Genomic DNA, 4429 nt, shown 5'->3' with positions numbered 1-4429 from the left:
CGGCGGCGGCGGGGTCTTCGCGGGCGGCGGCGGTGGCGGCTCGTTTCTTGCGCCCTTCGCTCTAACGACAGAAATGGTGGCTGTCGCCGGAGAGAATTCGGGCAACGGCCTAGTGACACTCACCCCGCTCGACCCGGACAACGGCCCCGAGCCGCCGACGCTGATGGCGCCATCCTCTCGAACGGTACCGGCGGGCGGGTCAACGCAAATGTTGATCACAGCATCGCCTGCCGATTCCGACGACACGATATCCGTGACTATCAGCGGCGTTCCGCATTTCGAGTCGATAACGGCACCAAGTGGCGACACTGTCACCAGCCAGTTGGTCCATGGCGGCGGCAAGGGAGACACACGAACCTTCACTATAACCGCCGGTGCTGCTGGACAGGCGATTAGCGGTCTGGTGCTGAACTCGACATTCCCCGGAAAGGGGCATCCGGTGAACACCTTCACGGTAACGGCATCAAATAGCACGAGCGGGGAGACCGGGACCTCAGCGGCGAAAACCATCACCGTGACTGATCCCCCGCTGGCAGGGTCCGCTGGTGAGCTGAATGCCTCGGCGCCTGGACACTTTGCGGCGCTCATGAATCAATTCATGGCTGCCGGATTCCACAACGACCACTACGGCGCCGGCGCGATTGCTTCGTCGTTCGATCCGAAGGGAGGCCAAGAGGATTCGGCGTTCCTAGCTACGCCCCATTTTCACACAACCTGAGCTGCACACATTTGTGGACATCGATACCAAGCGCGCCGTGGAAAGCGCGGCTTCGAGCTTAGTACCAAGCTGATGATTTCACCGCGCTGCGTCCCGAAATCGACGTTAATCGCGGCGCGCGTCGAGGTCTGGTTTTGGCCCAACGCGGACCTCCGGCGATGTCCGCTCTTGCGATGCTGTTGAGGCTAAGCAGACGTAAGCCGCGAAGGGGCTCGTTGCCTTTATGAGGACATGCCCTAGACTTCGCAGCCGAATTCGGGAGGACAACCGATGATTTGCGACCGCTACGGCCTGCCGCTGACGACCGATTCGGACCGCGCCGCCGCGTACTATGTCGACGGCGTCGATCGGATGCTGGCGGCGCTGCACGGCGCGGACGCGGCGTTCGAGGCGGCGATCGCGGAGGACCCGAATTTCGCGCTGGCCCATCTCGGCCGCGCCCGCGTGCACCAGCTCAACATGGAAGGCGCCCAGGCCCGCGCCAAGGCGGCCGACGCCCGGCAACTCGCCGCGGCGGCAAGCCCGCGCGAGCGCCAGCATATCGAGATCATCGCGTCCGTGATCGAGGGCCAGGGCAAGAAGGCAATGACAGCAGCCGAACAGCATCTCAGCGAATATCCGCGCGATGCGCAGGTGCTGTCGCTGCTGCTCGGCGCCTTCGGCCTCTATGCCTTCTCCGGCCGGCCCGACCATGACGCCGCGCGGCTCGCAATCTCCGAACGTTACGCCAAAGACTATGGCGACGACTGGTGGTTCCTCACCTATCTCGGCTGGTCGAAGACCGAGGCCGGCGACGTCGTCACCGGCCGCGCCATCACCGAGCGCGGCTACGCGTTGAAGCCGGAGAACGCCGGCGCCGCGCACGCGGTGGCGCATGCGCTGTTCGAGCAAGGTGACGGGGCGGAAGGCCGCAGCTTCCTCTCTGGATGGCTGCCGGCGAATGATCGGACGAGCTTCCTGCAGGGCCATCTCGCCTGGCACCTCGCCTTGATCGCGATCGAGGAAGGCGACGCCGACGGTGCGCTCGCCATCTACGAGCAGCACATCAAGCCGGCCAACCGGCCCTATCCGCCGCTCAATATCTATACCGACACGGCCTCGCTGCTGTGGCGGCTGTCGGTCGCCGGCAAGACCGGCCTCGAGCCGCACTGGAAGGATGTCGCCGCCTATGGCGACGGCTACTTCCCGAAGGCCGGCGCGCATTTCGCCGATGTGCACCATGCGCTGGTCGCAGCCACGACCAACAACGATGCGCTTGAGGCGCGGCTGGCCGAGATGGCGGCGCGCGACGCCGACGGCAAGCTGGCGCCCGGCCCTGCTGCGATCGGGCTCGGTAGAGGCGTTGCCGCCTTCGCGGCCGGCGACCATGACAGCGCCGTGCGCATCCTGGCGCCGCTGATGCCCGAACTGGTGCGGATCGGCGGCAGCCATGCGCAACGCGAATTGTGGGAGGACACCTTCATCGTCGCGTGCCTCCGCGCTGGCCAGGGCCGGCAAGCGACGAACCTGATCTCGGAGCGGCTGCATCGCCGTCCATCCCGCCGCGACCTCGCCTGGTCGCAGGAGGCGGCGCGGCAATAGCCGAACTTCAATCCGGCTTCGCCATGAACGCCGCAAGCGCATCCTGATCGGCTAGCGGCATGGTCAGGCCGAGCTTGGAGCGGCGCCACAGGATATCGTCGGAAAAGCGCGCCCATTCCTTGCGCATGAGATAGCGCACCTCCGCGCCGGTCAGCTCCGGGCCGAAGGCCGGGCCGAGATCGGCCTTCTCCCTGGCGTCGCCCAGGATATCCTTCACGTTCAACCCATAGGCGGCCACCAGCCGCCGCGCCTGCGCCTCGCTGAGGAAGCGCCAGCGGTCGCGCGCGATATCGACCTCGGTTTCAAAGCGCTGCCACGCGAATTCACCGCCCGGCAGCGGCACGGTTGCGGTCCAGCGCGGCGTCATCGGATAGAACCGCGTGAACTCCGACACCGCCCGCTCGGCGCGGCGCCGCGAGGTGGTGACGTCGCCGCCGAAGATGGTGAGCAGCGGTGCCTTGCCGCGCCTGAAATCGAGCGACGCAGCGCCATCGCTGATGCGCCGTCGCGCGGGAGCGATGACGGAATTGGCGCCGGAAATCGTTCGCAGCACGTCGGCCGGGGCGATCTGCTCGCGAAAATAGCGATTGGCTGCGTCGCACAGATAGGCCACCTCACGCAAACCCATCGCGACAATGGCCGGATCGCCCTTGAACGGATGGCTGACGCTGCCGATCAGGGTGAAGTCGCGCTCGTAGGGACTGGCGAAGATCAATTGTCCGTCGGCGTTCTGGAACGCATAGACGTTGTCGCAGTCGAACAGGCGGCGTACCACGATCTGGCTGATCTGCACGGTTGCGAGCGGTGGCGCCGGCACGCGCAGCACGGTGTCGGCGACGGAGGCGGTCCACGCACCGGACGCATTGACCAGCGACCGCGCCGTGATCACCCGCCGATAGCCGCGGTCGATCACGACCAGCCGCCAGGTCTCGCCGCGCTCGGCCCGGGTCAGGCGCGCGCCGCTGCGGATATCGGCGCCGCGCGCCGCGGCATCGACGGCGTTGAGCACGACGAGTCGCGAATCGTCGACGACGCAGTCTGAGTATTCGAACGCAGTTCCGAACGGCCGCTTCAGCGCGTCGCCGACCGGATGGTGCGTGACATCGAGGGTCGTCGAGCCCGGCAGGCCGCTGCGCGAGGCCAACCGCTCGTAGAGCAGCAGTAAGGACCGCAATTGCCACGGCGGCCGTTCCTCGGCATGCGCGGGGATCGCGAAGCGCGCCGGCCGCACCAGATGCGGCGCGATGCGCAGCAACACATCACGCTCCCTCAGCGCCCTGCGGACGCGGAGGAACTCGCGCCGTTCCAGCCCCGCCAGATCGCCGTGGACCAGCCGCGGCGAGGCCTGCGACGCGCCGGAACCGAGATCGCCCTGCTCCAGCAGGATCACGCGCAGGCCGCGGCCGGCCGCATCACGCGCCACGCTCGTGCCGTTCAGGCCACCGCCGATGATCGCGAGGTCACAATCCGCCATGCGCAACGCCTATCGCATTTCAATGCGAACGAAATACGTGTTCGCACCCAAGTTGTGTCAAGGCGTGGCGCTTAACGACATGATGTCTGGGTAAAGCGGTCTCACGGCGCACTCCACCTCTCGCGCTTGCGGGGGCGGGCGGACGCTTACATGATTTCGGAATATTGGAATGATGCCGCTGAGTTGCCCGACGTGTCAAGTAGCCTGCTCGAACGCCGGCCGCCACCGGCTACTTTGCATGGGGTTGTTTTCGATATTTTGGCAGCGCTCCTCCTGTGACGCCCTCGCAAGCGGGAGAGGCACACCGTCTTCGCGTCGGCTATCCCATCTGACTCCAGCACGCGCTAGTCTGCACCGGCCGCGGCGAAGAACTGTTCGGGTCCATCGACCTCGATCAGCTTCTTGCCTTCGATCACCCAGAACCGGTTGGCGACCGTCCGCACGAACTGGCGGTCGTGCGACACCAACAGGCAACTGGCCTGCTGCTCCATCAGTTCGTCCTCCAGCGCCTCCTGGCCCTCGATGTCGAGATGGTTGGTCGGCTCGTCGAGCAGATAGAAGTTCGGCTGGGTCAGCCGCAGCACCAGCATGCCGAGACGGGCCTTCTGCCCGCCTGACAGCCGCCCGATCGGACGGCCCTGCATCTCGATCGAGAG

3 protein-coding genes and 1 pseudogene are annotated in these 4429 nt (G+C 66.2%); 2 read left to right on the top strand and 2 right to left on the bottom strand.

The genetic code is table 11. From position 1 onward, the window contains the following. Together H8B02_RS45585 and H8B02_RS45580 are read left to right on the top strand one after the other, a co-directional pair. Positions 1-718 (top strand): annotated as a pseudogene (locus H8B02_RS45585) (hypothetical protein); the annotation flags it as partial. A 351-nt stretch (positions 719-1069) separates the two neighbouring features. Beyond that, a complete protein-coding gene (locus H8B02_RS45580; RefSeq protein ID WP_229172259.1) occupies positions 1070-2299 on the top strand; it encodes a tetratricopeptide repeat protein in 1230 nt (409 codons plus the stop codon). Between the two features lie 7 nt (positions 2300-2306). On the opposite strand, the gene H8B02_RS45575 is transcribed toward H8B02_RS45580, so the two are convergent. Together H8B02_RS45575 and H8B02_RS45570 are read right to left on the bottom strand one after the other, a co-directional pair. Then, the gene (locus H8B02_RS45575) at positions 2307-3773 is read right to left on the bottom strand and encodes a glycerol-3-phosphate dehydrogenase (RefSeq protein ID WP_229172258.1); all 1467 of its coding nucleotides are present in this window, start codon (positions 3771-3773) and stop codon (positions 2307-2309) included. Between the two features lie 344 nt (positions 3774-4117). Then, positions 4118-4429: ATP-binding cassette domain-containing protein (locus H8B02_RS45570; RefSeq protein ID WP_229172257.1), on the bottom strand; the 312-nt coding region annotated here is incomplete at its 5' end.

Source organism: Bradyrhizobium altum (genome assembly GCF_020889705.1).
GTDB classification, from domain to species: Bacteria; Pseudomonadota; Alphaproteobacteria; order Rhizobiales; family Xanthobacteraceae; genus Bradyrhizobium; species Bradyrhizobium altum.
The sequence above is the reverse complement of the archived record's forward strand: the minus strand, read 5'-3'. Positions and strand labels throughout refer to the sequence as shown.